This window comes from Mesorhizobium sp. M1A.F.Ca.IN.020.03.2.1 (assembly GCF_004023205.1).
Taxonomy (GTDB): domain Bacteria; phylum Pseudomonadota; class Alphaproteobacteria; order Rhizobiales; family Rhizobiaceae; genus Mesorhizobium.
The window spans coordinates 1-6,409 of sequence record NZ_RZSV01000282.1 but is presented as its reverse complement, the minus strand read 5'-3'; the positions used below and the strand labels follow the sequence as shown (position 1 = coordinate 6,409).

The following is a 6,409-nucleotide window of genomic DNA, read 5'->3' as shown; positions in this document are numbered from 1 at the left end:
TCAGCGGATAGCCGCCATCCTGCAGGGACATGTTGACGGCCTTTTGGAAGGCGGCCTCCTTGGCCTTGGCCTGATCGCCGGCGGCGACGGCGTCATAGGACTGCACCGTCTCGTTGCCGATCTTGACCGTGGCGGCCGTGCCGGGTGCCGCGGTCGAAACGACGTCGTAAGGCACCGAGTTCTTGGTCAGGAACGAGGTCGCGATATCGCAGGATGTCGTGAACTTCGCCGTGCCGACCGGATTGAACTGGAACCTGCAGTCGCCGGGTGCCGCGGTCACCGTCGCGCGCGTGTTCTGCTGTGCGGTGGCCAGCGCCGGATTGGCGGCCCAGGTCAGCGCCTTGAACAGCGGGAAGGTGCAGACGATTCCCAAAGCAAGGCCGGCCATGATGATCGGCTTGCGGCCGATCTTGTCGGACAGCCAGCCGAACACGACGAAGAAGATCGAGCCGACGGCAAGCGCGATCGCGATCATGACGTTGACCGACCACGCGTCGACCTTCAGCACGTTCTGCAAGAAGAACAGCGCGTAGAACTGGCCGTTGTACCAGATCACGGCCTGGCCTGCGGTGAGGCCGAGCAGCGCCAGAAGTGCGATCTTGGCGTTCTTCCACTGGCCGAAGGCTTCTGACAGCGGCGCCTTGGAGCCCTTGCCCTCCTCTTTCATGCGCTGGAAGGTCGGCGACTCCGAAAGCGACAGCCGGATCCAGATCGAGATGGCAAGCAGCAGGAAGGAGACGATGAAGGGAATGCGCCAGCCCCAGGCAGCGTAGGTTTCCTTGCTGAGCGAACCCTGGACGATGAGGATGACGATCAGCGACAGGAATAGGCCGAGCGTTGCCGTCGTCTGGATCCAGGAGGTGTAGAAGCCGCGGCGATCGTCCGGCGCGTGCTCGGCGACATAGGTTGCGGCACCGCCATATTCGCCGCCAAGCGCCAGCCCCTGCAGCATGCGAAGCCCGATCAGGATCACCGGTGCCGCGATGCCCCAGCTGGCATAGCCGGGCAGCAGGCCGACCAGGAAGGTCGACAGGCCCATGATCGTCATGGTGACGAGGAAGGTGTATTTGCGGCCGACGAGGTCGCCGATGCGGCCGAACACAAGCGCGCCGAAGGGACGGACGAGGAAGCCGGCGGCGAAAGCCAGCAGCGCGAAGATGTTGCGCGTCGCCTCGGGGATGGTCGGGCTGAAGAAGGTCGCGCCGATGAAGGCGGCCAGCGAACCGTAAAGATAGAAATCGTACCATTCGAAAACGGTACCGAGCGAGGAGGCGAAGATGACCTTCTTTTCCTCCCGCGTCATGCCGCGGCTTTTTCCGCCGGCGGTCGATGCCATTGCCATTGATATATCCTCCCGTGGATCCCGTCTGTCCTCGATGGCTGCGCGCCACCGTCCGCAATTCCTCGGACTCAAAAACGCGGCCAACGAAGGAAAAAATGGCAGAAAGCGCCCCGGAAAGGCACCGCGACGATGGGATTATGACTTTGGTATTAGATGCAATGCGAAGCGGAGCTCAGGCTTTGAGCGCCTCAAGCAGGCTGACTGCCGCCATCATGTCGCGCTTGCGGGCGGAGCGGCGCGCGACGGCTTCGGCATCCTGGCCCCAGTGCTCGATCTGCCAGTCTTCGTCGACATGGCCGGCGGCCCAGGCCTCCTCGCCGTCGAGCTCGCCGAAGTCGACGGCAAGCGCCAGCAGCGCTGAGCCGGTCAGCGAGGTCATGACGTGGATCGCGGCCAGACGCAGCGGCTCGGCGCGCTGGGCAAGATGAGCGCCAAGGACGGCGATCGTCTCGCGCGGCTGCTCGACATGGATGACACCTTCGGCGAGGTTGAAGCGCACGCCGAGGTTGCTTCTTGCCCAATCGAGAACCGGATCCCAGAGCCTGTTCTGACGGTCTACCAGCCCCTGCGGGCCATCGGCTCGGTAGCAAAGCAGGTCCGACGAAGCGAAGCGCAGGACATCCTCCAGCACCGCTTGCGGGTCGCTGGCCACACCGTCGAGTGCCGTGTTGGCAAGGCGCATCACCGGCATGGTCACAGGGTCGATGATCTCGCGCTGGGCGGAAAATTCGTCAGCAACCAGCGTCGCGGCTCCTTCAGTCGGCAACACCAGCAGCGCCTTTCCCGGCGTGCGGACCGGCCTGCCGTCCAGATGGACGGCAAAACCGCCTTCGACCGGCACTACCGAAACCGCCTTGTAGAAGCGCTTCGGCAGCGGCGTCTTCATCTGGATCTGGGCGCGGCGCACCGGATCGGGATCTGAAAGCTGCTTTCCCGCTTCGAGGTCGTTGAGGATGTCGCGCATCTCGAACTCCTTACGCTGGGACCTGCTTGCGCGACGGCCGATTGACGATGATCAGCCCGGCCGCGATCAGGCCCAGTGCCAGGAAGATCCTGATCGTCAGCGGCTCGCCCAAAAGCACGGCGCCGCACAGAACACCGAACACCGGCGACAGGAAGGCGAAGCTGGACAGGCCTGCCGCCGGATAGCGCGTGAGCAGCCAGAACCACAAAACATAGGTGAAAGCGACGATATAGAAAGACTGGAACATCAATGCCAGTGTCGGCAATGCAGCGATTTCGCGGATCGGCGGGCCGGCGAACGGCATCACAAGGGCACCGACGACGGCGGCGCCCGCGAGTTGATAGAGCAGAAGCTTCTCGGCGCTGGTTTCGACCAGCTTCGATCGCTTGATGACGATGCTGGTCAACGCCCACAGGATGCCCGAGCCAAGACTGAGCAGATCGCCCGTCAGCGTCGCGTCATTGCCGGCGAAGATGCCGTCTGAGAACACGGCCAAAAGGCCGCAGAAGGCAAGCACGAGGCCCCCAAGCTTGCGCGCGTTGATGCGCTCGCCGAGTAAAAAATGGCCGCCGATCAGGACCCAGAACGGCATGGTGTTGACCAGGAGCGTGTTGCGAGCGACGGTCGTGTATTCCAGCCCGATATAGAGAAACAGGAACTCGACGCCGAAGAGCACGCCGACGACAATACCGGCGCTGAGCGTCCCATCCGCTTCAAACAGCTTGATGCCGCGCAACCGGCACCAGCCGAGAACGCACAGCCCGCCGATGATCGAGCGCGCGATCGATACGAAGACCGGATCGTAGCCGGCATAGGAGACCTTGGCGGCGACGTAGTTCAGGCCCCAGGACAATGTCAGCCCGACCATCATGGCGGCCGCGGTCATGTCGACCGCGTCGCGTCGGCCGAATGTATCGGCAGCACCGCTCAATTGTCGTCCTCCGCGCTCTGCTCATCGAAGCCGAGCAAGTTCCAGCTTTGGCGCATATGCGGCGGCATCGGCGCGGTAACATCGATGACGCCCTGGTCTGGATGCGGGATAACGATGCGGCGCGCGAGAAGATGAAGGCGGTTCTGGATGCCGCCGGGAAACTCCCAATTGGTGTCGGCCTCGAAATATTTGGGATCGCCGATGATCGGGCAGCCGATATGGGCGGCATGGACGCGAAGCTGGTGGGTGCGGCCGGTATAAGGTTCCATTTCCAGCCAGGACAGCGACTGCGCCGCCTGCTCGACGACGCGGTAATAGGAAACGGCATGGTCGGCGCCCTTCTCGCCATGCTTGGCGATGCGCACGCGGTCGCCGTCCGGCGTCGCCTCCTTGACCAGCCAGGTCGAGATCTTGTCCTCGCGCTTCGGCGGCACGCCCTTGACCAAGGCCCAATAGGTTTTCTTCGTCTCGCGCGCCCGGAACGCTTCCGACAGCTTCATCGCGGCAAGGCGGGTGCGGGCAACGACCAGCACGCCGGAAGTGTCGCGGTCGAGGCGATGGACGAGGCGCGGCTTCTCGCCCTTCTGGTTGCGCCAGGCCTCGAGCATGTCGTCGACATTGCGCGTGACGCCGGAGCCGCCCTGCACGGCAAGCCCGGCAGGCTTGTTGAAGACGAAGACCTTCGGGTCCTCGTGCAGCAGCATCTTGGCCAGCACATCGGCATCGCCCTGGTTGCGGATCGAATGGCCGGTGAGCGGGGCGTCGCCCTTCTTGTCGACTTCGAGCGGCGGAATGCGCACGGTCTGCCCGGGCTCGACGCGCGTGTCGGCCTTCACGCGGCCGCCATCAACGCGGACCTGGCCCGAGCGCAAGAGCTTTTGCAGGTGACCGAAGCCGAGGCCCGGATAATGGACCTTGAACCAGCGGTCGAGCCGCATGCCCGCTTCGCCAGCCTCCACCGTGATTTGTTCGACACCTGCCATGGTTACGCTTTTCCGGTTGAAAGCGGCGCCATAGCACTAAGGCAGAGAGGTTGCGAGCCAAAGACCCAACAACGGACAAAGATCGCGCCAAAGAGCGTTGCGCAGCCGCGGGCGCGGACGCCTCAGTTTGCGGCCGCCTTCTTGGCCTTGGACGAGCCGATCATCTTCCAGTTCTTGTAGAACATGGAATTGACGCGCTCGACGCTGACCGAGACGATGGCGAGAAGGTTGGCGATCAGGCCGGGGAATGGCGATGGACGGATGATATCCATGAACACGCAGTAGCGGCGTCCGTCATATTCGTTCACTGAACGGTGCAGCAGCGTGTCGTCGAAAATGTAAAGCGGGTTGTCGTGCCAGTAGTTCCTGGCGCCGTTGCACTCGACGAAAATCTCAGCCTTGACCGGCAACAGGTTGTAGAGGATGCGCAGGCTGAGCCGCAGCGGCCCGAAATGCCAGGAAGTCGATTCCTTGCCTCTGAAGACTGAGACGGCGATGGTCTTGATGTATTTGAAGTCCTTGTTGAATTCCGCGACGTTGTCGATCTTGTGCTTGCCATACCACTGATAGACATACATGCCGCGCCGACCGGTGCCGAAATTGGCGTCGATATCGGCGATGATCTCGTTCTTGCGAGCTTTGAAGACGTCGAGAACCTCGTTGACCTCGCGCTGATAGTCTGCAGGGAACTGCTCCAGCTTCCATACGCCCGGGTTCCGATAGCAAAGCAGGTCGACCAAAAGGTTGAACGGCGACAGCAGCCAGGTGAAGATGCCGTTGCCGAGGAAATAGCCGCGGAACAACGACAGATCCTTGTTTGCATTGCGCATCACGTCGATCAGGCCGCAGACGATCCAGATCGTGGTCAGGATCGGGATAAAATAAAAGCCAAGCGCGAGAAGCGGGACTGCGATAGCAGCCTGACGAAGAGTCTTACGGGTTTGCTTTGTCATAGTCTTTCGCTTGGGAGCGCGATCCTGTTCGCATGAGCCAAATCACGGCGACCCCCGCCAGCCGTGCGCCTTCATAGGATTTTTCATGACGCGGCACAATCTGGAACAGGTTTGCCCGCTCACGATCGCGCCAGCATCTCGACTTTGCTGTCATGCCGACGAAGCTTCGCCGCCAAGGGCCCGCCGAGTCGCGGAAGCGGCTATTCCCGCTCTTTGCGCAGCTTTGCCCAGTATTCCAACCGCTTCTTGACCTCGCGCTCGAAGCCGCGCTCGGGCGGATCGTAGAAAGTGCGGCGGCCCATCTTTTCCGGGAAATAGTCCTGGCCGGAAAAGGCATCCGGCTCGTCGTGGTCGTAGCGGTAGCCGGCGCCGTAATCCTCTTCCTTCATCAGCTTGGTCGGCGCGTTGAGGATGTGCTTGGGCGGCAGCAGCGAGCCGAATTCCTTGGCCGCTTGTGTCGCCGCCTTGAAGGCGGTGTAGACGGCATTCGACTTGGGCGCGGTGGCGAGGTAGACGGTGGCCTCGGCGAAGGCGAGTTCGCCCTCGGGCGAGCCGAGATAATCGTAGGCGTCCTTTGCGGCATTGGCGACGACCAGGGCCTGCGGATCGGCAAGCCCGATATCTTCCACCGCCATGCGCACCAGCCGGCGGCCGAGATAGAGCGGATCCTCACCGGCATCGAACATGCGGGCGAGGTAATACAGCGCAGCGTCCGGATCCGAGCCGCGCACCGATTTATGCAGCGCCGAGATCAGGTTGTAATGGCCGTCCTGGCCCTTGTCGTAGATCGGCGCGCGACGCTGGATGACGCGCTGCAGGCCTTCGGGCCCAAACACCTCGCCCGGCTTGGCGGCGCGCCAGACCTCCTCGGCGAGCGTCAGCGAGGCACGACCGTCGCCATCGCTCATGCGGATCAGCATGGCCCGCGCCTCGTCGTCGAGCGGCAGCGCCCTGCCCTCGGTCGCCTCGGCCCGCTCCAGCAGCTTGGCGATGCTCTCCTCGTCCAGCGAGCGGAAGACGAGCACCCGCGCGCGGGACAGAAGCGCCGCGTTCAGCTCGAAGGATGGGTTCTCCGTCGTGGCGCCGACCAGCACCACCGTGCCGTCTTCCATGACCGGCAAAAAACCATCCTGCTGGGCACGATTGAAGCGATGGATCTCGTCGACGAAGAGCAGCGTCTGGCGGCCATTGGTCCGGCGCAGTTTTGCTGCCTCGAACACTTTCTTCAGGTCGGCG

Annotated in this window: 6 protein-coding genes; all 6 read right to left on the bottom strand. The window is 62.9% G+C overall.

Going from position 1 to position 6,409, the window contains the following annotated elements; all coding sequences use genetic code 11:
* The coding region (locus tag EOA79_RS28320) for an MFS transporter (RefSeq protein WP_128293497.1) at positions 1–1,342 on the bottom strand (1,342 nt) is incomplete at its 3' end.
* 172 nt (positions 1,343–1,514) lie between these two features.
* Positions 1,515–2,306: an ATP12 family chaperone protein gene (locus EOA79_RS28315; protein WP_095780451.1), complete on the bottom strand. Its 792-nt coding sequence runs from the start codon at positions 2,304–2,306 to the stop codon at positions 1,515–1,517.
* A gap of 10 nt (positions 2,307–2,316) precedes the next feature.
* Complete coding sequence (locus tag EOA79_RS28310) at positions 2,317–3,192, bottom strand: DMT family transporter (protein WP_067321630.1); 876 nt, start codon at positions 3,190–3,192, stop codon at positions 2,317–2,319.
* A 41-nt stretch (positions 3,193–3,233) separates the two neighbouring features.
* Positions 3,234–4,220 carry an RluA family pseudouridine synthase gene (locus EOA79_RS28305; protein WP_095800675.1) on the bottom strand — a complete coding sequence of 329 codons (987 nt, stop codon included), beginning with the start codon at positions 4,218–4,220 and terminating at the stop codon, positions 3,234–3,236.
* A gap of 122 nt (positions 4,221–4,342) precedes the next feature.
* A complete protein-coding gene (locus EOA79_RS28300) occupies positions 4,343–5,173 on the bottom strand; it encodes an aspartyl/asparaginyl beta-hydroxylase domain-containing protein (protein WP_095825449.1) in 831 nt (276 codons plus the stop codon).
* 200 nt (positions 5,174–5,373) lie between these two features.
* Positions 5,374–6,409: replication-associated recombination protein A (locus EOA79_RS28295; protein WP_164893977.1), on the bottom strand; the 1,036-nt coding region annotated here is incomplete at its 5' end.